Here is a 21,291-nt window from a genome sequence, read left to right as displayed (position 1 = left end):
AGGAGGAGAAGTAATGGATATAAATAGAAGAAAATTTATCAAGTTTGGTGGAGCCTGTGCCCTTGGGTTAGGAGTAATGCCTCTTGTCAATGTTGTCGCCAGCAACAATCCAAAATTTCTCCCAAGCTCTAAAGCATTAGCTGGTAACAAGTGGGGCATGGCGATAGATATGAGTAAATGTGATTACTGCAATGATTGTATTGATGCATGTCATCTGGCCCACAATGTTCCTAGCATAGGCAATACAAAAGAAGAAGTAAAATGGCTCTGGACTGAACCACATGAAAATGCTCTCCCTTACCAAAGCCATGATTATGTGGATGAATCTACAAAGAATAGAGATGTTTTAGTACTGTGCAACCATTGTGAAAACCCCTCCTGTGTAAGGGTTTGCCCTACTCAAGCTACCTTTAAAAGAAAAGACGGAGTAGTGATGATGGATTATCATAGGTGTATAGGGTGCCGCTATTGTATGGCTGCTTGCCCCTATGGAGCAAGAAGTTTTAACTTTAGCGATCCTAGACCCCATATTGAAGAAGTGAATAAGGAATTTCCAACCAGAACCAAGGGTGTTGTTGAAAAGTGCAACTTATGTGACGAAAGGTTATCAGTAGGTTTGCCACCAGCTTGTGTGGAGGCTTGTCCAAATGGAGTATTTACCTTTGGGGATTTGGATGACCCAAATTCCGATGTTCGTAAGCTGTTAGCATCCAGTTATAATATCCAGCGAAAAATTTCTTATGGTACAAAGCCTAAGATTTACTATATAGTGTAGAGGGAGGGGTTGGTGTACATGATAGAAAAAGCTTTTAAGGAAGCTTCAAAATACTATTATGGATGGCTATTATTTTTACTTGTTTTGATTGGAACAGGTTTTGGCTTTTATTTAGTTCAACTAAATCAAGGACTTACAGTTACAGGAATGAGCAGGGATGTATCCTGGGGGCTTTATATAGCTCAATTTACTTTTTTTGTTGGAGTTGCAGCATCAGCTGTAATGGTTGTGTTACCATATTATCTCCATAATGTTAAAGAGTTTGGCCGAATAACTGTTGTTGGTGAGTTTCTGGCTGTTGCTTCAGTAATAATGTGCATGTTATTCATTGTTGTAGATATGGGTATGCCTATGAGAGTTCTCAATATGATCCTATTTCCAACACCAAATTCACCTATGTTTTGGGATTTCATGGTTTTAACTGGCTACCTATTATTAAATATTTTAATTGCTTGGAATGTTTTAGAGGCAGAGCGCAAAGCAATTTCTGCCCCTAAATGGGTAAAAACATTGACGTATGTTTCTATTCCGTGGGCTGTGAGTATTCATACAGTTACTGCATTTTTATACTCAGGTCTTCCTGGACGTCATTACTGGTTAACAGCTCTAATTGCACCAAAATTTTTAGTGGGTGCATTTGCTACTGGTCCTGCCCTTTTGATTCTTATATGCTTTGCATTAAAGAAATTTGCAAATTTTGATGCAGGAAAAGAAGCAATTAGGAAGTTATCAATAATAGTAACTTATGCATTTTCCATAACTATCTTTTTACTTGGTGTAGAATTCTTTGTTGCTTTCTTTAGCCAGGTACCTGGTCATATGCATAGTTTACAATACCTGTTTATGGGATCACATGGTCACAATGCCATGGTTCCATTCATGTGGATTTTTGCAATACTAGCAGTTATTGCATTGTATCTTTTGATTAACCCCAAAACAAGATCAAAAGATGGCACATTGATAATTGCCTGTATAGCAGTTTTCCTGGCAATGCTTATTGAAAAGGGATTAGCTTTTGTAGTTGCAGGACTAGTAGTTAATCCGTTTGGTAGAATAACTGAGTATTTACCAACTATAAATGAACTTTTCATTACCTTAGGAATTTGGGCAATAGGCATTTTCATAATTAGTATCTTTTACAGAATAGTTATTTCAGTAAAGGAAAATACGGGGATTTAAAAATACATGAAATGAGGGATATGAATGGGTATACAAGTTTCTTTACTCATGGTTGTTGCACTCATTTTGGGTGTTTACCTGGGAGTAGAGGTTATAGGAATGCAGTTCCTCTTTGGGGTGTTAATCCCCTATATAGCCTTTGCAGCTTTCGTGTTTGGTCTTGTTTATCGTATTGTAAAATGGTCACGATCTCCTGTTCCATTTCGCATACCTACAACATGTGGCCAGCAAAGGTCATTACCATGGTTTAAACAAAATAAAATCGATAACCCTTCTACAAAAGCAGGGGTTATAATAAGAATGTTTTTCGAAGTAGTATTTTTTAGATCATTGTTTAGAAATACCAAAGCTCAACTAGTTGATGGAAATAATGGCAAAAAGGTTGTATATCATTGGGAAAAGTGGCTTTGGTTGGCAGGTCTGGTATTCCACTGGTCGTTTTTGATAGTTGTTGTAAGGCATCTTAGATTTTTTACAGAACCAGTGCCGGGCTTTGTCCAATTTCTTCAAAGTATAGATGGAGCTTTTCAGGTGAATTTGGAAGCTCTGTATTTAACTGGTATTGCACTTTTAGTTGCTGTGACATACCTATTTATTAGAAGGGTACTTATTCCACATGTAAAATATATATCGCTACCTGCTGACTATTTTCCGCTATTATTGATCTTTGGAATAGCCTCTTCTGGGATATTAATGAAATATTTTTTCAGGGTAGACATAATCCGTGTTAAAGAATTGGCTATGGGCCTTGTGACATTTAACCCAACAGTTCCTGGTGATATTGGAGTAATCTTTTATATTCACCTTTTCTTGGTTAGCACACTACTCACTTACTTCCCATTTAGTAAGCTAACACACATGGCAGGTATATTTATGAGCCCAACACGTAATATGGTTAATAACAACAGAGCTCAAAGACATGTTAATCCATGGAATTATCCTGTGGCTGTCCATACCTATGAAGAATATGAAGATGAGTACCGAGACAAGATGAAAGGCGTTGGCTTACCTGTCGACAAAGAGTAGATCTGATAACAGATATAATCAAGGAGTCACCTTGTTATATAAAAAAACTATCATTGTAATCAGAAATCGCAATAATAAACATGCAGGATTTTTAGATCCGAAAGTCTAATAAAGGTTAAGTAAGCGTGTTCAATATGTCATGTTAGTACCTGTGACAAATGGCACAAAGTATTTCGTAACTATTCAACTCAATATTATTGGGCAAAAACAATATTGAACCTAATATTTATTAAACTCTCCTTCAAAGTTTTGCAATTAAACCCAGAGGGTTTACCCCAGAGGTCATTTAGCAATACTAATCAAAGTCGAAAGCCAAATATCAAGTGCTTGACGGAGGTATTTAGCCCTGAACAATTATGATTAGGCTAACAGTCACGACTTTTGGAATTATTATGTTATAAAAGATTATATCTGAGGGGCCCTAAGGAGACTTAGTATTGAGTTGGTGTTAGAAAGAAAAAGAAAAAAACTATCTGGAGGTGGATGTTTAGTGACAGAGAACAAAAGGCCGATGTTAGATGAGCTTAAAAAAGGCAAATGGCCAAGCTTTGTAAAAGAAATTGAAAAAATGGAAGACAAGAATGCAGCAACAAAAGACCTATTAGGTCTTCTGGAAACATCATTTGAAGATAATAGTGTTCACTGGAAACACGGAGGTATCGTTGGTGTTACAGGCTATGGTGGAGGAGTAATTGGTAGATACTCAGATCTAGGGGACAAATATCCTAGTGTTGCTGAGTTTCACACAATGAGAGTTAATCAGCCAAGTGGGTGGTTTTACTCAAGTGAGACATTAAGAAATCTATGTGATATTTGGGAAAAACATGGAAGTGGTTTAACAAATATGCATGGTGCAACTGGTGATGCTATCCTTTTAGGAACAACAACTCCACACTTACAACCATGCTTTAACGAACTTTCAAATAGTGGATTTGACCTTGGTGGATCAGGTTCAAACTTAAGAAGTCCAAGTTGTTGTGCAGGTATGGCTCGTTGCGAAAACGCATGCATTGATACTATGGATTTATGCCATGACTTAACTAACGAGTTTCAGGATTATCTCCACAGACCAATGTGGCCATACAAGTCAAAAATAAAAATTTCTGGTTGTGCTAATGATTGTGTGTCATCTATTGCACGTGCAGACCTTTCTCTAATTGGAACATGGAGAGATAACATCAGAATAGACCAAGAGCAGATTACAGAATATGGTAAGAGTGGTTATGATATTTTAAATCTTGTTGTCAAGAAGTGCCCATCTAAGTGTATTAGCTTCAATCAAGAAACTTTTGAGTTTAAGGTTGATGATGAGAACTGTGTAAGATGTATGCATTGTATTAACAAGATGCCAAAAGGATTAAGAATTGGTAAAGATACAGGAGTTACAATTCTAATTGGTGGTAAAGCTACACTTGTTCAGTCAGCTTTCTTATCATGGGTTCTTGTACCATTCATGAAGGTTAACAAAGAAGATGGTTATGCGGAACTTAAAGATTTATTTGAAAGAATTTGGGACTGGTGGGATGAAAACGCCAAAGTTAGAGAAAGAGTTGGCGAATTGATTTACAGAAAAGGAATGAGAACCTTCTTGAAAGAAGTTGGCCTAGAACCTAAGCCGCAAATGGTTAAGCATCCAAGAGCTAACCCATACTTCTTCTGGTGGCCAGAAGAACTTGAAGAAATGAACAATCATACATTTAAGCAAGCAGCTTCAGACGCGGAGGTGAAGTAATCATGACACAAGTTTTTAAGCCAAAAACTGATATAGGTCCTCCACACTATGAGGATCAGTTGCCACAGATTATCAAGGACAACTATGGAAAATGGAAATATCACGAGAATGTTAGACCAGGTGTTTTAAAGCACGTTTCAGAAACTGGTGAAGCATTATATTCAGTAAGAATAGGTTCCCCACGTTTGTTATCTATAGTAACATTGAGAGAATTTGCTGATATAGCAGACAAGTATTGCGATGGTCACCTACGTTTTACTAGTAGACACAATGTTGAGTTTCTACTATCAGATGAAAGCAAAGTACAGCCTTTAATTGAAGAAGTTGAAGGAATGGGATGGCCAGTAGGCGGTACAGGCAATTCTTTAAACAACATTATTCACACTCAAGGCTGGATTCACTGCCATAGTGCTGCTACAGATGCATCTGGTACTGTTAAGTCAGTTATGGATGAGTTATATGATTATTTCAAGTATGACAAACTACCAGCTAAGCTAAAAATTTCAATGGCTTGTTGCTTAAACATGTGTGGAGCAGTTCACTGTTCAGATATAGCATTTGTTGGTATTCATAGAACAATTCCTAAAATTAACGATGAAGGTGTAGCAAAAGGTTGTGAAATTCCAAACGTTATTGCTAGTTGTCCAACTGGAGCTATTAGGCCAAATCCAAAGGCTAAAAGTGTTACTATTAATGAGGAGAAATGTATGTACTGTGGTAACTGCTATACAGTATGTCCATCATTACCCATTGTGGATCCAAAGAATGACGGTATTGCAATCTTTGTCGGTGGTAAAGTTGCAAATGCAAGAAGTGGTCCAGCATTCTCACGTTTAGCTATTCCTTGGATACCAAACACTCCTCCAAGATGGCCAGAATTGGTAGAAGCTGTTGTAAATCTAACCGAAATTTGGGTTAAACATGCTCAGCCTGGCGAAAGATATGGCGAATGGATCGAAAGAATTGGTTGGGAGAAATTCTTTGATATTGCACAACTTCCATTTACAGATAAGCATATTGACGATTTTGTTTTCTCATTACCAACATTTAGAACCAGCTCTAACTTTAAGTTTTAAGGAAGGGCGACATTGAATGTCCCCAAACTTAGTGAGGTGTAAATAAATGAGTGAAGATAATTTCACACCTGAAGAGATTCAGGAAAAAGTATTGGCGTATTTAAATACCGTAGATAAATCAAAGAATAGAGATGTTGCTAAAGCTATTGGAGTTCCAAAGAAACTAGTAGATAAGCAAATCAACGAACTTGCAAAACAAGACGTTCTAGAGTTTTTGTACCTTGGAACATCCTTTGTAAAAATTAAAGGTAAGTAACGATTTTAGCCATCGCCCGTACTTAATTATTTAATTACTTAAGGGACTGGCGGTGGCTTTAATTAAATTAATTATTTTAGTTTTTTGCTATGTTAATCCTCCCATATATGGAATAATAGGTATAGTATTAAAATATTTTATAGTGGAGGAGTTTTAATGAAATTCCAAGAAATTGTTCTAAAATGGGAAAAAGAAAATATGGAAATTATTGAGGAAATTAGAAATTACAAGTCTACAGAATACAAAACTGGCTTTGCAGACGGTATGGAAGTAGTAATTCAATCATTGATAGCATATTTAGCAGATGAGTGTGAAGACGAAGTAATTTTTGATAAATAAGAATATCATATTTAGAGTCCTTATAATTAGAATAATAAGATCAAATTAGTTGCAAAAAGGGTTTTCATCGCATAAATAGAATTAATAAGAGTGTGCGTGTTTTAACTACTAGCAAACTCAGGGAGGGGCTGTATAATGTATTTAATAACTATCGATCAGGATAAATGTGATGGTTGTAGTGAATGCGTAGATGCTTGTCCAGTTAGCATTATTGAACTAGTGGATGGCAAGGCTATTTGTGAAGACGCTAGCGAGTGCATGGGCTGTGAAAGCTGTGTGTCTGTGTGTCCAAACGAAGCTGTTAAGTTTCAAGAACTGTAGTTAGCATTATTATGCTAAGAAGAATTTTGGTTAATTTAAAAATAAAACTATAAAGACGGAGGTGTTGCCATAATGTCTTCATTAAACGTTAATGGCGTGGAAATTGAATTAGATGAGGATGGTTTTTTAGTTGATCCAGATCAGTGGAATGAGGAAGTTGCTATTCTTCTTGCTAAAGCAGAGGAAGTAGATGAACTAACAGAAGAGCATTGGCATCTTATCAATTATTTAAGAAATTATTTCAAAGAGTTTGGTATTGCACCAATGGTTAGAAAACTTTGCAAAGAATCAGGTTTCAAGTTAAACAAAGTTTATGAGCTTTTCCCAACTGGTCCTGCAAAAGGTGCTTGTAAGGCTGCAGGTTTACCAAAGCCAACAGGTTGTGTATAGAGTGAAGCTTGCCAATTCTTTGGCTTAGCTGAACTAATTCAGGAAGTTAGCGTCCGTTTATACAAAGCTATTTACGGACGGTTGGCTGCGTGATAAAAATATTATTTTAACAGTACCGGAGCTTGTAAGTCCGGTACTGTTTTATTTCACAATCAAAAATCACATTCTAATTACGTGATGGACTTGGCAGAAGCCAAGTTTTGTTCTATAGTAGTAATATCTATACTAAACCAGTTACACGCACAAACTAATAGTAAAGGTGAAAATTATTTATAACCAATTACTAAAGGTGGAATACCACATGACTGAGAAATATGATATACCTCGAATAGTAATATCAGCACCTCATGGTCGATCTGGTAAAACAACCATTACCCTTGGACTTTTAAGTGCATTTACAAAAAATGGTGTAAGGGTGCAACCTTTTAAAAAGGGACCTGATTACATAGACCCTAGTTGGCATACAGAGGTAACAGGCATCAATTGTCGTAATTTAGACTGCTATATGATGGATGATAATATTTTGAGAGAATCTTTTATCAAAGGTTCCCAAAACTCAAATATTAGTATAGTTGAGGGTGCAATGGGTTTACATGATGGTTTTGATTTAGATGGAACAGGTAGTACAGCCCAAGTTGCAAAAATCATCAAAGCTCCTGTTATATTTGTTGTTGACACCAGGAGAATGACCAGGAGTGTTGCTGCTCTAGTTATGGGGTTTCAAAATTTTGATAAGGATGTGGAGATAGCTGGTGTTATCTTAAATCAAGTTGCCAGAGTACGTCATGAAACCATTCTTAGGGGAGCAATAGAGAAATACTGCGGGATACCAGTTATCGGCTCTATACCAAAGGATAGTAAATTATCTATACCGGATAGGCATTTAGGACTTATTCCTGCACAGGAAAATGATAAGTATCATAATGCAATTGAATACATTACTAAGTCAATTCAAAAAAACATTGATTTAAAATTACTAATTTCTATAGCAAAAGGTGCTCAACCTCTTGAATATGAAATGCCTACAAATAGAAAAGATATATCGAGTAGACCTATTAAAATTGGAGTTATTAGGGATAGAGTTTTTTCCTTTTATTATCCTGAAAACCTTGAGGCATTGGAAGAGCAAGGGGCAGAGCTTGTATACATAAATTCTTTAAATGACGGTTCCCTTCCAGATATAGATGGATTATATATAGGTGGAGGTTTTCCAGAAGTATTTGCTGAAGAGCTTGAGAAAAACACTAGTCTTCGCAAAGATATTAAAAATAAAGCAGAAAATGGATTGCCAATATATGCAGAATGTGGCGGACTAATGTACCTAGCACAAAAGATTATTATAGATGAAAAAAAGTATAACATGGTTGGCATTTTCAATTTCACTGTCAAGATGGAGAACAAACCTCAAGGACATGGCTATACAAGATTAAAGGTTAAAAATGCAAATCCATTTTTTAATAATGCAAATACAATTATAAGAGGACATGAATTTCATAACTCCAAAATATTAAATCTGGATTCCACTATCGCCACTTTTGCATTTAATGTAGAACGGGGCTCAGGTATTGATGGTTCTTCAGATGGTATAACCTATAAAAATGTACTTGCTACATATAATCATATTCACTCTCTAGCGGTACCACAATGGGCGCAAGGTTTTATTAGTTTAATAAAAGGTAACAAAAAAGATAACCAGCTTTAGAGCTGGTTATCTTTTTATCTTTCTATCAGAATATCTGTTAAGCTATCACTTTTTAGTAGTTTTATAAATGTTTCTGTGGCCTGGGTTAGAAAATGATGTTTGTTATATACGAGATAGAAGCCTCTATCAAATGTACAATTATCTATTCTTGTCATCCCAAGATAATTAAATTTCAGATCCTTTTTAAGTGCCCACTTAGAGATTATTGAAACACCTAAGCCTACTTCCACAGCTTCCTTTATAGCTTGAGTACTTCCAAGTTCCATGGTTATTTGTAAATCATCTGGGGAAACACCAAATTGCTTAAGCCTATTCTCCATTATTTGTCTTGTTCCAGAACCAGACTCCCTCAGAACAAATGGTTGGGATAAGAGACTATCCATTTCAATGGTATCTTTTTTTGCCCATGGATGATCAACTGGAACAATAACTACAAGCTCATCATCCATAAATTTTTCCAGAACCAAATCGGAGTGTTTAATAGGTCCCTCGACTACACCTATATCAAGTGTATTTGTTAACAGGTGTTTTGTAATTTCTTCAGTATTGGCAATGTTTATTGTTAAGTTAACTTCAGGATGGTCTTTACAAAAATGCCCTGCAATCCTTGGTATAACATACTCTCCAATGGTTAAACTGGCCCCGATTTTAATTTTACCTTTAACAAGTCCAGTCAGTTCAGCTATTTCCTTTTGCGCTTGATCATAAAGCTCGATTATCTGCGTAACATATTTGTAAAAAGTTTTACCTGCTTGTGTTAAAACAACTCTCTTATTATTTCTATCAAAAACGCGAGCTCCTAAGTTTTCCTCTAAAGACTGAATTTGCAGACTAATTGCAGGCTGGCTAATGTGCAATGATTTTGCCGCCTGTGAAAAACTCCTTTTATCTGCTACAGCCTTAAATACCGCCAGATGAGGATCCAATTCCTTCACCTACTTTCGTTGCATAAATTTACATATCTTATAATAAGTTTACTTTACTTGATATAAAAAAGCAATATAGCATTCTAATCCCCTATAATTCCAATCCAGTAACAGATAGGAATTAGCCTGTACTACTTATTATTTCCAAACAAGTTTCATGAAAACCATATTTGAAGTTTTTTTTTTACATAAAAGGAAAATATCATATTATGACGAAATATTTAAGTATATGCTACTAGACTAAGGCGGTGACCAAATGACAGATGATACTAATGCGGAAGTCAAAAGTGGAACTATTTCAATAAAAGACGGAAAGATTCAAGTGTCAGATCCTATAAATAGTATGGAAGAGGCTGTCATTATTCCAGGAAAGAATGTTACCATCATGGTGGACGACAATACTATTGAAGATTCTACTACTGTAAATAGCAAAAATATAATTATCCTGATTCCCCGTAAGGTTGAACCTGTTCGAGAACTAGAATTGACTGTGTCACCTGATAAGATGACTGCAACTTTACTGATTAACTATAAACCTGGGGAAAATTACTACATTGAAGATGTGTCAGATAATAAAAGGGTTGTTGTAAACTGTCTTAGCTCAAAACCCATTGAAGAACCGTATACTATTCAGGAAATTCTAGATTACATGAACTCTCAAAAGGTAGTATATGGTATAGATAGAGAAATGGTTGAAATGGCCATTGAAGCAGTAGGTAAAGAATATATAATAGCAAAGGGAAAACCGTTTGTACCTGGTAAGGATGGTTGGGTTGAGGACTTAGTAGGTGTGGACGATGATGCAGGTATTCCCGATGAAGGAGAAGGTATAATACGAGACCGCTCAATAAGAATCGTTAAGGAACATCAAAAAATTGCAAGGCTGCATCTGTCTGAAGAAGGCGAACCTGGTATTAATGTTCATGGAGTAGAGGTTTCCCCTCCTAAGTCAAAGGAAGCCAGATTAATAGCAGGTCCAGGAACTAAATATGAAAACTCTGGAATGATCCTTATTTCTGCCATTGAAGGGCGACTTGGGAAAAAGAATAACAAGTATACCGTGTTACCTGTTTATGCTGTGGAAGGAGATGCGGGTGCAAAGGAAGGATACATTAAATTTAATGGAGACGTTCTAATCAGGGGCAATGTAATGGATGGGATGAAGGTACAAGCTAGGGGTAAAATTGAAATTTTCGGCTTTGCTGCCAACTCGACATTGATTGCTGGAGGAGAGGTTCACGTCCATAATAATTTGGTTGGCTGTGTAGTACAAGCTGGTGGAAATGACCTAACCTTCCAAAAAGCGAAAGAAGATTTGGATAATATGGAAGATAGTCTTAAAAAGTTTATTAAAGCTGCAAAAAGCTTGAAAATTTCTGTGCAGCAGAAGGAGCAGTCTACTCCAGATGGAGCTATTCTTAAAATTTTACTGGAACAAAAGTTTTCAGGTCTACAAAATATGATTGCTGGTGTTTTGAGAACTCTTTCTGATCTGGAAAAATTAATGGATACCGAAAAAATTGATAAAACTGGACTATTAAGAACTATTGAACATGTAAAAGTCTGGAATGGAAGAATAAGTGGTATGGGGCCACTACAGGTGAAAAATCTGAGCGAACTTGACTATTCCTTGGCGATTACTTTTACAGATATTAAAAAGTTTATTGGGGAAATTAGCGAATCTAATTCGCAACAAGCCCATGTAAAATGCCCATATATCCAAAACTGTGATATTCAAACAACTGGTGATGTAATAGTAAAAGGAAAGGGATGCTACAATACTAAGATTTTTGCAAAGGGCAATGTAGAAATTACAGGAAGTCCAGGTGTTTTTAAAGGAGGTTCCATTACTGCTAAAGGATGGGTTAAAGCAGTAGAAATGGGGAGTAGTGCTGAAATTCCTACCTTCATTCAAGTTGATAAAGAACGGTATATAAAGGCATCTATAGTACACCCTGGTACTATATTAAAGTGTGGTCCAAGGATAGAGAAAGTTTCTGACCAACAAAGCTCCCTTTATTTTGAAGCTTAAAATAAACCAAAAAATGACTGTCAACTCCTCTCAAATATAGTGGTATAATTATTTGGTAGAATTAATAAAGGGAGGACATCTATGAAAAAATGTATATCATTTATTGTATTGAATTTAATAGTAATTCTACTATTTAGTTCTAGTGTAATGGCTGAACCCGAGATTGCTGCAGAATCAGCTGTATTAATGGATGCAGAAACGGGTAAGATTCTTTGGGGTAAAAATGAAACAGAACAAAGAGCGCCTGCTAGCATAACTAAATTGGTTACCGCCCTTGTGGCAATTGAGAAAGGCAACCTGCAGGATGAAGTGATAATTAGTCCAGAGGCTGTGAAAACAAGTGGTAGTATAGTATGGCTACGTGCAGAGGAAACTCAAACTCTAGAAAATCTACTTTATGCAACTATGCTCAATTCTGGTAATGATGCTGCCTTAGCTATTGCGTATCATATAGGAGGTTCTGTAGAATCTTTTGCTGAAATGATGAATGAAAAAGTTAAGGATTTGGGTGCTAACTCTACTAATTTTATGAATCCTAATGGACTCCCAGCTGAGGGTCATTATTCCACAGCATATGATGTGGCTTTAATTATGAAGGAAGCCTTAGCAGATCCTGTATTGAAAGAAATTTTAGCAACTAAAACAAGAGAGTGGAATGGTACGGACTGGCAAAGTCAGCTTGTTAACCTCAATCAACTGCTTTGGCAGTACGAAGGGTCATTAGGTGGTAAGACAGGTTATACTAGTGAAGCTGGGAGATGTCTTGTTACTGCCGCAGAGAGAGATGGAATGAAATTTATAAGTGTGGTTTTAGGGAGCACCTCCCAAAGAATTTGGAGTGATTCCACAAGAGTGCTAGATTATGGTTATGACAATTTCCATAAATTGAAACTAGTGGATAAGGATGATGAAATACTCCAAATTGAGATGGGAGGAACAGCAGTCCCAGTTTTATCAGAACAAGCTGTTGAGTATTTAACCAATAAGAATTCGGATATAATTCCTACATGGAAAATAAAAATGCAAAATCTTGATCTACCGTTGGAAATGGGAGAGGTAATAGGAAATCTGCAATTTGTATATGGTGAAGAAGTGATTGAAAGTATTCCTTTGGTTGCTGGTACCAATGTCAAGAGACCAACAACGTGGGTTGATGTTTATGTGAAAATAACATTAATTTTGCTTGGACTTGTAGTCATTGCACTTCTTTTAAAGGTACTTATAATGCTTCGAAAGAGAAGAAGTAAGTATATGAATAAAGTTAGCAAGCCCAGGTATGGGAGTTCGCGCATGTATTAAAACCTAACCCGGCATCTTAAAAAGGTGCTGGGTTTTAATTATTTTCAGCAAAAAAGTGACAAAATATTTATTTTTTATCAATACATAGAGGAATTATGGCATTTTTATTGAAAATAACTAATTATAGAAATAAAAGGCTGAGGTAGTCCGTATTACCAGTACATACATACAACTATATAAATAGGATGAAGACGAAGGGAGGAACTTTTATGAGTACAACTGAAAATGTCAGAAGAGAAGAAGAACAATTGGTTGTTTTCAACCTGTCAGGTGAAACTTATGGGGTAGATATTTCTACTGTAAGAGAAATTATTCGTATGCAAATAATTACCGAGGTTCCCAGAACCCCAGATTTTGTGGAGGGAGTAATAAATTTGAGGGGTAAGGTAATTCCAGTAATAGACCTACATAAGAGGTTTGACTTACGACTAGTGGAAGAAACTTCCCAATCCAGAATTATGGTAGTTGAGGTAGAAAACATTACTGTCGGTATGATAGTGGACTCTGTTTCTGAAGTTTTACGTATACCAAAAGACAACATAGACCCACCCCCACCAGTAATTTCAGGGGTCGATTCAGCTTATCTAAGAGGAGTCGGGAAACTAGAAAACAGATTGATTATACTACTTGATCTAAATCAGGTTCTACATGAAAAAGAGAAAGAAACTCTTGAAAATGTAGCTGTAGCTCAAGAAGCTTAAGGAGGTAACAGTATGACCTCGGATTTTGATATGTCACAATATATGAATATTTTTTTAGATGAAGCTGATGAACAGATACAATTAATGGATGAAAATATTTTGCTCCTTGAGAAAAATAGAGATGATCTGGATATGCTCAACAATATTTTTCGAGCTGCTCACACAATAAAGGGAGCTTCTGCATCCATGGGATTTGAAAAAATGGCAGAGGTAACACATTCCTTGGAAAATGTACTTGATTTGTTACGACAGGGTAGACTTAGTGTAACTACTGAAATTATTGATATGCTTTTAGAAGGCTTAGATACTATAAAGGAATTAAAAGAGGACATCGTTAGCGGGAAGGATTCTAACGTAAATATAGCAATATTAATTGAGAAGTTAAAAACTTTACTTGATGGCAAAGGCGAAAAAGATCAAGAATTTGAAGATCAAGAAGATCAAGAAGATCAAAAGATCGAAGTAACCTCAGATGAAGCTATTACTAACAAGCACGAAAAGTGGCAGACGGAGATAGCTATTAAGTTTGACGATATAGAAGAAAACCTTATTAGAGTAGCAGAAATAAAGGGCTATAAGGTGTGGCAGGTAGTCGTTGCACTTGTACCAGATTGTCTTATGAAGGCTGCCAGGGCATATATAGTATATAATAACTTAAAAGATTTAGGAGAAATAATTAAAACATATCCATCAATAGAAGATATTGAGTCAGAGAAATTCGACTTAGAATTTCAGATGGTTATTGTCACCAAAGAGGACAAGGATAGAGTAGAAAACATAGTAAAATTCGTTAGTGAAATAGATAGGGTAAAGGTTAAGGAAGTTGAATTGAATTACGGGGTTGAGACAAAGGACGAAATAGTTAATGTAGATAAAGCAAATAATATGGTTGCAAAACTTTTTACAGAAAAAAAGGCAGATGTAAAGAAAGAAGCTTTTAAAACTAACCAAACAGTAAGAGTAGATGTTCAGAGATTAGAAAACCTTATGAATCTTGTAGGAGAACTAGTCATTGATAGAATTAGATTAGCAGATGTTGAGGAAGGCTTACGTAATAGATATGGTACAGAAGGGCTAGAGATACTAGAAGAAATATCATTACATATAGGAAGAATATCTGGTGACCTTCAAGAGGAAATAATGAAGGCGCGGATGTTTCCCATTGAGCAGGTATTTAATCGCTTTCCGCGCATGGTTAGAGACCTAGCACAAAAAGCAAATAAAGAGATTGATTTTGTAGTAGAAGGTAAAGAGACTGAACTTGACAGAACTGTAATAGAGGAAATTGGAGATCCCCTCATTCATTTATTAAGAAATGCTATAGACCATGGAATTGAATCCCCAGAGGCTAGGAAAAAAGCAGGTAAACCTACCAATGGAGTTGTTAAACTAAAGGCAGTTCATCAAGAAAATCAAATAATTATAACCGTTGAGGATGATGGTAAGGGGATAGATTCAGATAAAATAATTATAAAAGCACTTTCTAAGGGCTTAATTACAGAAGAAAAAGCAGAGCGCTTGACTCAAAAAGAAGCATTAAACCTTATATTTATACCAGGCTTTTCTACTGCTGAAACTGTTAGTAGTGTTTCAGGTAGAGGTGTAGGTATGGATATAGTAAGAAACCATATTGAGAAAATAAATGGTATGGTTGAAATCAATACTAATTTGGGCAAGGGGACCAAGTTCACTATACGTCTTCCATTAACATTAGCGATTAACAGATCATTGCTGGTTAAGCTTGACAAACAGGTTTATGCATTCCCGTTAGCTAATGTTGTAGAAATAGTGGATATCCCAATAAACGAAGTGAAAACTGTTTCTAAACAAGAAGTTGCTGTTATAAGAGGAGATGTTCTCCCGCTGTACAGCCTTCAGGGTCTATTGGAATTAAAAAAAGAGAAACAAGAAAAAGAAAAATATTCCGTAGTAGTAGTAGGCCTTTCCGAAAAGCGTCTAGGAATTATAGTAGATGATCTTATTGGGGAACAGGAAATAGTGATAAAAACTTTAGGGGATTATTTAGGTAAGATACCTGGTCTTGCAGGAGCAACTATAATGGGTGACGGAACCGTTGCATTAATTCTTGACATTAGGGGAATGATGGAGCATACAAGGATGGGTGAGTAATGACTACAAAGAAAATCAATGTATTGATTGTAGATGACTCGGCTTTTATGCGCCGGGTCATTACTACAATGCTAGAGAGCGATCCATCGCTAAAGGTTATAACCTATGCAAGGGATGGAGAAGACGCTTTAGTAAAAATTGAAAGATACAAACCAGACGTAGTAACCATGGATGTAGAAATGCCTGGATTAGATGGTCTTTCTACGCTGAAATTGATTATGTGTGAACATCCATTACCTGTGGTAATGTTAAGTTCTGTTACAACTGCTGGTGCTAGACAGACAATTGAGGCACTTTCTCTAGGTGCCGTCGACTTTGTAGCTAAACCAGCCAATAGACATGAGCTTTCAACGCTTGCTTCTGAGCTTATAGAAGTAGTAAAAACTGCTGCAGGGGTTTCAGTAAAAAAAGTTTGTTCAATCAAAGGCTCAATTTCAACTAGACCACCTGCACCACCAGCCACACCAGTTCCACTAGCTCAAAAGATTGCTCCGGATCTAAATACACCCGTGCCTGTAACATTAAAAACATCCCAGTCTGCAGTAACACTCCAGCCCATTAGTCCTGTGGACCTAATAGCAATAGGTACATCTACAGGGGGACCTACTGCACTTCAGGTTTTACTGACCAAAATCCCCAAAACCATTCCATGTGGCATAGTTGTAGTTCAGCATATGCCAAAAGGATTTACTGGTCCTCTAGCAAAAAGATTAAACGATTTATGTGAAATAGAGGTAAAAGAAGCAGAAGATGGAGACATGATATTACCCGGCAGGGCAATTATTGCACCAGCTGGGCACCAACTGACATTTACTAGAAAGTCTGGTTCCCTGCAAATCAGCCTTAGTGACCAGTCCCCCATAAAGACCCTTTTTAAACCCTCTGTAAGTGTAATGATGCTATCTGCTGTTGAAACTTTAGGTTCAAGAGTCTTAGGGGTAATAATGACTGGAATGGGAAGTGATGGCCTTGAGGGGCTGAAAAGCTTAAAAATACAAAAGGGATTAATACTAGCACAGAATGAAGAAACCTGTATTGTCTACGGCATGCCAAAGGCTGCAGTAGAAGCAGGAATAGTTGACAAGGTGCTACCCCTTAATCAACTGGCTAATGAAATAACAAATATAGTTACTAAGTAGTAACTACATTTGTTATGTTCGCTTTCCAGAATAAAATGTCTGTAATTCTAAGGCTCGTTACATAAAAAATCCTTCGGTTTACAAACTCGCTTCGCTCAGACAAGCAAATCATTACGGATTTTTATTTCACTTGCCAAGAATTAATACAACATTTAATTAATGTTTACTCACATAACATGTCTTCGCCCAAAAAGACTCTTAAACTAAAAGGTTTAGGGGTCTTTTTTCTATTCATCTTAAAAGCTAAAGTTTTTTTAAAAGTTACCGATACTAGTAGTATAAAATTGGGGACATTCCTGCCTAGGGGAATATCTCATACTTTAGCAGGTGTGTCCCCAATACATTAGTTAATTGAGGACATTCAGGTGTTATTCTGACTCCTGTATTCTGTCTTCTGACTTCTGAATTAGGGCGGTGAACTTGATGAAAATAAATAGGCCTTTAAACGTAAATCCAGGACAACTATATCAGTCACAACAAAAGGCTGCGAAAGAGATTAAGGCTGCTAAGGGTACTCAAGGTGACAAGATTGAAATATCTAAGGAAGCAAAAAAGATTAAGGAACTTGTTAAGAAAACCACGTCGCTACCTGATATAAGAAGCGGAGTAGTTGATGACTTAAAGCAAAAGATAGACCAAGGAGACTACAAGGTAACCTCTGAAGATATTGCAAAGAGTATGCTGGAAAATATATAGGCTGGGAGTGGAACCATATGACCAAGGATTTTAATAGCTGCATCCAAGATATAATTGTATGCCTGATAGAACAAAATAGCTTGATTATAGAGCTTGTAAAAATCAGCCAAAATCAAGTTGAAGCCTTAAAGGTTGATAATATACAAGAATTAAATGATATTGCTATAGTTCAGGAGAGGCTTGGAAGAAGCCTTGCACTACAAGAAAAGAAACGGCGAGAGCTAGTGCGTAAGATGGTTCCAATCATAGGCAAAGAAGACATTAAGATGTCAGATGTCATAACAGCATCTTCAAATAATGATAGAGTAAAACTGCAGGATTTAACTGAGAGTCTAGTATTAAACCAGCTAAAGCTTCAGGAAACCCATGAACTTTCTAGAATGCTCTTAAAGCAATCAATTCAGTATGTACAGAAGATGATGGATTGCATTGAACCAAATAGGTTAAAAACCTATGGGTCTTCAGGACAGGTTGACCGAACAGAAATATCTAATGCTATAAATCGTAGCGTATAAGGAGGCAGAACATGAGCAGTGGAATATTTTTTGGTATCAATATAGGTCTAAAGGCATTAAGAGCACAACAAACTGCTATATCTGTTACAGGACATAATATTGCCAATGCAAATACCCCTGGATACTCACGCCAAGTTGCCAATATGCACACGGGATTTGCCTTACCAGTTCCATCAAATAACCGTTGGGCTGGTGCAGGTCAAATTGGTACTGGTGTTGAGATATCAGAGGTAAAAAGGATTCGAGATCAGTTCATTGATTGGCAGATAAGAGCAGAAGATGGTAAGTTGAGTGAATGGGAAACCCGCCATGATACTATAAGTCAGATAGAAACAGTATTCTTAGAGCCATCAGATACTGGACTTAGCTCTTTGATGGGTGAGTTTTGGGACAGTTGGCAGGAACTAATTAAGTATCCAGAGATTTCACCAGTAAGAACTACAGTAAAAGATACAGGAAAAGCTTTGGCAGAAGCTTTTCGCCATAGCTATGAACGGCTTGAAAACATAGAAGAAGGTTTAGATAGGCAGATGGAGATAGCCGTTGATGAAGCTAACGCTCTTTTAAGGCAGATTGGGAGTCTAAATGAGCAAATAAAATTCATTAAAACAGGTGGGGATAACCCCAATGATTTAATGGATAAACGAGATTTACTTGTTGATAATCTTGCTGAGCTTATGGATACTGAAGTTAATCATGTGTTCGCTACAGTTGCAGGTAAAACAATAGCCACAGGTGAGATAACAGTTGCAGTCAAAACAACGGATACAAATGGTGACCCAGCTATTGTAAATATAATAGACCCTAGTCTGGATTCTGGTCACTTAGAATTTGGGAGAGATGATTTAGATGTTACATTAGTTGATAGTGAAAATGAAAGTCATACCCTTGCAGCTAAAACTGGAGAAGTTTTTGGAATACAAAAGGCAGGCAATGATACTAATCCAGATAGTACATCTGTTGCTTATTACAAAAATAAATTGGACACATTTGCTGAGGGGATGTCAAGAATATTAAATGAAATCCATGCTTCTGGAATTAATTTAAAAGATCCTCCGGATAATACTGGAATAGACTTTTTTGCTTTTAAGGATGAAGAGGGAAACATCATTACTGACCCTGACAATTATTCTGCAAAACACCTATACATAAACCCTCAAATAGAAGATGTTGGTTTTATTGCAGCTGGATATGTGGATGATGTAGACGACTTCAACCCAGGAAATAGGGAAAATGCCCTATTGATAGCACAGTTAAGAAATGCAAGGTTTTCGCTCGATGGTGATGGAAAACTTCAAAGTAATACTATGGGAGACCTTAAATTTGAAACCTTTTACCAGAACTTTGTTTCAGAGGTGGGGGTAGCTACTAAGGAAGCAGAAAGAATGGTACAAAATCAGTCTACACTTGTAAACCAGCTCAGTAATAGAAAAGAAAGTGTTGCAGGAGTATCAATAGATGAGGAAACTGCTAATATGATTTCCTATCAAAGAGCTTTTCAGGCAGCTTCAAGATATATACAGGTTCTAGATGAACTTGCTGCTACAGTAGTAAATGGATTAAAAGCTTAATTGGAGGTTTAAGGTATGAGAATTACTAATAAAATGCTGCAATCAAACTTTATGCAAAACCTAGATAGAAATAAATTTTATTTAGAAAAAATTCATAACAGAATTGCCTCAGGAAAGATGGTGAATCGCCCGTCAGATGACCCGGTGGTAGTGTCTAGAGTTATGAGTATACGAAGTACCCTTGAAGAAATGGAACAGTTTGACAAGAACATGAGAGACGCCGGCAGTTGGCTGGAAGTCTCAGAAAACTCCCTAAGTAATCTTACAGATGTACTACAAAGGGCTCGTGAGTTAGCAGTTTATGGAGCAGGGGGAACTCTTACGACCGAAGCAATGGAAGGGTTGGCTGATGAGGTAGAACAGCTTATCGAAGAATCTATCCAGACTGCAAATAGTGCATACGGTGATGCCTATATTTTTGGAGGAACATTTACAACCCATCCTCCATTTATATTTAACAAGGATGATGGTGGTATATCTGTAGAATATAGAGGAGATTTTAAAGACATTAACTATGAGGTTTCTCCAGGCGTACAGATGACTATAAATGCATCAAAAAGTGCCTGGCAGTTGAATGAAGGTGAAATGAAATCTGAGGTTTTTGAAACACTAATTGAATTGGAACAGCTTCTTAGGAATGGAGATGCTGAGGCGGCTTCAAATTTTCTTAGTAATATAGATGATAAAATTGACCATGTTCTTTCTGAACGAGCTTCATTAGGAGCAAAAAGTAACAGGATGGATACTGCTTTAGAAAGAAGCCTTGATTCTCAAGTAGAATTTTCTAAAATACTAAGTCGTATAGAGGATACAGATTATGCACGTGCAATGATTGATTTTTCCGTTCAAGAAGCAGCTTACCATGCAGCAATAAAATCTGGATCTCAGATACTGCAGCCGACTTTGCTTGACTTTCTAAGATAAAACTCTTTTGAATTCTGACTCTTGAAGATAACCGGGGGCATTCCTCGAGGACAAAGACTGCTAAATCAGAGATGTGTCCCAGTGCCCTAATAGAGAGGTGTAACTTATGATTTTAAAAACCCTTAGGTTTGGTGAAATAGATATTAAAGAAGATGATATCCTACAATTTCCCCAAGGTCTATTTGCTTTTGAAGAGCATAAAAAGTACATATTGGTCCCAGTAAATGACAACCCGTTTTTTAGATGGCTCCAATGTGTTGATGAACCAAAAATATCATTCCTATTAATTGACCCATTTGTAATTAGAGAAAATTACTATGTGGAATTGGATGACTCTCTTAAAGAAGAGCTAGGTATTAGTAAACAAGAGGATGTAGTTGTATATACTATAGTCACATTACCAGAAGGAGACTTTCAAAAATCAAGCACCAATCTACTTGCACCTCTAGTCATAAACCTATCTGGCAAAAAAGCCAAGCAGGTACTACTAGATGAAACCAGAGGTCAGGTGAAAGAGCCACTCTTTCCATCACAAGACAATAGAAAGGTAAGTGGCGGTTGA

21 protein-coding genes are annotated in these 21,291 nt (G+C 36.6%); 20 read left to right on the top strand and 1 reads right to left on the bottom strand.

The genetic code is table 11. From position 1 onward, the window contains the following. Positions 1-13 precede the first annotated feature (13 nt). The 10 genes from APF76_02425 (at position 14) to APF76_02380 (ending at position 8,796) form a co-directional block, all read left to right on the top strand. Positions 14-775: a 4Fe-4S ferredoxin gene (locus APF76_02425; GenBank protein KUO52810.1), complete on the top strand. Its 762-nt coding sequence runs from the start codon at positions 14-16 to the stop codon at positions 773-775. 18 nt (positions 776-793) lie between these two features. Then, positions 794-1,954, top strand: a complete 1,161-nt coding sequence (locus APF76_02420) for a menaquinol oxidoreductase (GenBank protein KUO52809.1) — start codon at positions 794-796, stop codon at positions 1,952-1,954. Positions 1,955-1,978: 24 nt separating this feature from the next. Beyond that, the gene (locus APF76_02415; protein KUO52808.1) at positions 1,979-2,980 is read left to right on the top strand and encodes a menaquinol oxidoreductase; all 1,002 of its coding nucleotides are present in this window, start codon (positions 1,979-1,981) and stop codon (positions 2,978-2,980) included. Positions 2,981-3,470: 490 nt separating this feature from the next. Beyond that, the gene (locus tag APF76_02410; GenBank protein KUO52819.1) at positions 3,471-4,712 is read left to right on the top strand and encodes a sulfite reductase, dissimilatory-type subunit alpha; all 1,242 of its coding nucleotides are present in this window, start codon (positions 3,471-3,473) and stop codon (positions 4,710-4,712) included. A 2-nt stretch (positions 4,713-4,714) separates the two neighbouring features. Further along, the gene (locus APF76_02405) at positions 4,715-5,788 is read left to right on the top strand and encodes a sulfite reductase (protein ID KUO52807.1); all 1,074 of its coding nucleotides are present in this window, start codon (positions 4,715-4,717) and stop codon (positions 5,786-5,788) included. Positions 5,789-5,834: 46 nt separating this feature from the next. Then, on the top strand, positions 5,835-6,044 hold the full coding sequence (locus APF76_02400; GenBank protein ID KUO52806.1) for a peptide-binding protein: 210 nt from the start codon (positions 5,835-5,837) through the stop codon (positions 6,042-6,044). A gap of 156 nt (positions 6,045-6,200) precedes the next feature. Continuing rightward, positions 6,201-6,383, top strand: coding sequence for a hypothetical protein (locus tag APF76_02395; protein ID KUO52805.1), 183 nt, complete (start codon positions 6,201-6,203; stop codon positions 6,381-6,383). Positions 6,384-6,515: 132 nt separating this feature from the next. Then, the gene (locus tag APF76_02390; protein ID KUO52804.1) at positions 6,516-6,704 is read left to right on the top strand and encodes a ferredoxin; all 189 of its coding nucleotides are present in this window, start codon (positions 6,516-6,518) and stop codon (positions 6,702-6,704) included. A 72-nt stretch (positions 6,705-6,776) separates the two neighbouring features. After that, a complete protein-coding gene (locus APF76_02385) occupies positions 6,777-7,094 on the top strand; it encodes a sulfur relay protein TusE (protein ID KUO52803.1) in 318 nt (105 codons plus the stop codon). A 301-nt stretch (positions 7,095-7,395) separates the two neighbouring features. Continuing rightward, positions 7,396-8,796 (top strand): cobyrinic acid a,c-diamide synthase, encoded by a 1,401-nt coding sequence (locus APF76_02380; protein ID KUO52802.1) that lies wholly within the window; start codon positions 7,396-7,398, stop codon positions 8,794-8,796. Positions 8,797-8,810: 14 nt separating this feature from the next. On the opposite strand, the gene APF76_02375 is transcribed toward APF76_02380, so the two are convergent. Then, on the bottom strand, positions 8,811-9,722 hold the full coding sequence (locus APF76_02375; protein KUO52801.1) for a hypothetical protein: 912 nt from the start codon (positions 9,720-9,722) through the stop codon (positions 8,811-8,813). A gap of 256 nt (positions 9,723-9,978) precedes the next feature. On the opposite strand from APF76_02375, the gene APF76_02370 reads away from it, so the two are divergent. The 10 genes from APF76_02370 to APF76_02325 all read left to right on the top strand — a co-directional run bounded on the left by APF76_02370 (position 9,979) and on the right by APF76_02325 (position 21,291). Continuing rightward, positions 9,979-11,754: a hypothetical protein gene (locus APF76_02370; GenBank protein KUO52800.1), complete on the top strand. Its 1,776-nt coding sequence runs from the start codon at positions 9,979-9,981 to the stop codon at positions 11,752-11,754. Positions 11,755-11,835: 81 nt separating this feature from the next. Then, on the top strand, positions 11,836-13,053 hold the full coding sequence (locus APF76_02365) for a hypothetical protein (GenBank protein ID KUO52799.1): 1,218 nt from the start codon (positions 11,836-11,838) through the stop codon (positions 13,051-13,053). A gap of 209 nt (positions 13,054-13,262) precedes the next feature. After that, positions 13,263-13,754, top strand: coding sequence for a chemotaxis protein CheW (locus tag APF76_02360; GenBank protein ID KUO52798.1), 492 nt, complete (start codon positions 13,263-13,265; stop codon positions 13,752-13,754). Between the two features lie 12 nt (positions 13,755-13,766). Further along, a complete protein-coding gene (locus tag APF76_02355; protein KUO52797.1) occupies positions 13,767-15,884 on the top strand; it encodes a chemotaxis protein CheA in 2,118 nt (705 codons plus the stop codon). Further along, complete coding sequence (locus tag APF76_02350) at positions 15,884-17,023, top strand: hypothetical protein (protein KUO52796.1); 1,140 nt, start codon at positions 15,884-15,886, stop codon at positions 17,021-17,023. Before APF76_02355 ends, APF76_02350 begins: the two co-directional genes overlap by 1 nt. A gap of 423 nt (positions 17,024-17,446) precedes the next feature. After that, positions 17,447-17,719, top strand: a complete 273-nt coding sequence (locus APF76_02345) for a hypothetical protein (GenBank protein ID KUO52795.1) — start codon at positions 17,447-17,449, stop codon at positions 17,717-17,719. Positions 17,720-17,736: 17 nt separating this feature from the next. After that, positions 17,737-18,234 carry a hypothetical protein gene (locus APF76_02340; GenBank protein ID KUO52794.1) on the top strand — a complete coding sequence of 166 codons (498 nt, stop codon included), beginning with the start codon at positions 17,737-17,739 and terminating at the stop codon, positions 18,232-18,234. Positions 18,235-18,245: 11 nt separating this feature from the next. After that, the gene (locus tag APF76_02335) at positions 18,246-19,805 is read left to right on the top strand and encodes a hypothetical protein (GenBank protein ID KUO52793.1); all 1,560 of its coding nucleotides are present in this window, start codon (positions 18,246-18,248) and stop codon (positions 19,803-19,805) included. A 15-nt stretch (positions 19,806-19,820) separates the two neighbouring features. Next, on the top strand, positions 19,821-20,729 hold the full coding sequence (locus APF76_02330) for a hypothetical protein (GenBank protein ID KUO52792.1): 909 nt from the start codon (positions 19,821-19,823) through the stop codon (positions 20,727-20,729). 106 nt (positions 20,730-20,835) lie between these two features. Further along, positions 20,836-21,291 (top strand): hypothetical protein, encoded by a 456-nt coding sequence (locus tag APF76_02325; protein KUO52791.1) that lies wholly within the window; start codon positions 20,836-20,838, stop codon positions 21,289-21,291.

It is taken from the genome of Desulfitibacter sp. BRH_c19, from assembly GCA_001515945.1.
In the GTDB taxonomy this organism is placed as follows: Bacteria; Bacillota; DSM-16504; order Desulfitibacterales; family Desulfitibacteraceae; genus Desulfitibacter.
The sequence above is the reverse complement of the archived record's forward strand: the minus strand, read 5'-3'. Positions and strand labels throughout refer to the sequence as shown.

Bases quoted from the DNA above. Each gene is read 5' to 3' on its own strand.
- APF76_02335 (KUO52793.1), top strand. From the start codon at position 18,246: ATGAGCAGTGGAATATTTTTTGGTATCAATATAGGTCTAAAGGCATTA.
- APF76_02370 (KUO52800.1), top strand. From the start codon at position 9,979: ATGACAGATGATACTAATGCGGAAGTCAAAAGTGGAACTATTTCAATA.
- APF76_02345 (KUO52795.1), top strand. From the start codon at position 17,447: ATGAAAATAAATAGGCCTTTAAACGTAAATCCAGGACAACTATATCAG.
- APF76_02350 (KUO52796.1), top strand. From the start codon at position 15,884: ATGACTACAAAGAAAATCAATGTATTGATTGTAGATGACTCGGCTTTT.
- APF76_02415 (KUO52808.1), top strand. From the start codon at position 1,979: ATGGGTATACAAGTTTCTTTACTCATGGTTGTTGCACTCATTTTGGGT.
- APF76_02355 (KUO52797.1), top strand. From the start codon at position 13,767: ATGACCTCGGATTTTGATATGTCACAATATATGAATATTTTTTTAGAT.
- APF76_02340 (KUO52794.1), top strand. From the start codon at position 17,737: ATGACCAAGGATTTTAATAGCTGCATCCAAGATATAATTGTATGCCTG.
- APF76_02385 (KUO52803.1), top strand. From the start codon at position 6,777: ATGTCTTCATTAAACGTTAATGGCGTGGAAATTGAATTAGATGAGGAT.
- APF76_02395 (KUO52805.1), top strand. From the start codon at position 6,201: ATGAAATTCCAAGAAATTGTTCTAAAATGGGAAAAAGAAAATATGGAA.
- APF76_02330 (KUO52792.1), top strand. From the start codon at position 19,821: ATGAGAATTACTAATAAAATGCTGCAATCAAACTTTATGCAAAACCTA.
- APF76_02425 (KUO52810.1), top strand. From the start codon at position 14: ATGGATATAAATAGAAGAAAATTTATCAAGTTTGGTGGAGCCTGTGCC.
- APF76_02400 (KUO52806.1), top strand. From the start codon at position 5,835: ATGAGTGAAGATAATTTCACACCTGAAGAGATTCAGGAAAAAGTATTG.
- APF76_02405 (KUO52807.1), top strand. From the start codon at position 4,715: ATGACACAAGTTTTTAAGCCAAAAACTGATATAGGTCCTCCACACTAT.
- APF76_02360 (KUO52798.1), top strand. From the start codon at position 13,263: ATGAGTACAACTGAAAATGTCAGAAGAGAAGAAGAACAATTGGTTGTT.
- APF76_02325 (KUO52791.1), top strand. From the start codon at position 20,836: ATGATTTTAAAAACCCTTAGGTTTGGTGAAATAGATATTAAAGAAGAT.
- APF76_02380 (KUO52802.1), top strand. From the start codon at position 7,396: ATGACTGAGAAATATGATATACCTCGAATAGTAATATCAGCACCTCAT.
- APF76_02365 (KUO52799.1), top strand. From the start codon at position 11,836: ATGAAAAAATGTATATCATTTATTGTATTGAATTTAATAGTAATTCTA.
- APF76_02420 (KUO52809.1), top strand. From the start codon at position 794: ATGATAGAAAAAGCTTTTAAGGAAGCTTCAAAATACTATTATGGATGG.